Consider the following 212-nt stretch of genomic DNA (forward strand, 5'->3'; position numbering starts at 1 on the left):
ACCAGGGGCTGTGGTGGCACGAAGGCGGCGCCTGGCACACCCTGGCGACACCCCGCGCGCTGCCCGCCAACATCGCGATCGGCGGCGATGGCCGAGCGATCGTGGCATTTCGCGGGCCGGCGCCGCGCGGGGCAGATCTGCCGTTCGTGGCGATTTCGCCCGCGCAGTTGCAGGTCGACGGGATCGAAGGCCTGCTGCCGAGCCCGCTTGAC

1 protein-coding gene is annotated in these 212 nt (G+C 72.6%); it reads left to right on the forward strand.

Annotated elements, in window-relative coordinates:
• Window positions 1–212: hypothetical protein (locus tag H926_RS33575; RefSeq protein WP_043610352.1), on the forward strand; the 212-nt coding region annotated here is incomplete at both ends.

Source organism: Novosphingobium sp. B-7 (genome assembly GCF_000410615.1).
In the GTDB taxonomy this organism is placed as follows: domain Bacteria; phylum Pseudomonadota; class Alphaproteobacteria; order Sphingomonadales; family Sphingomonadaceae; genus Novosphingobium; species Novosphingobium capsulatum.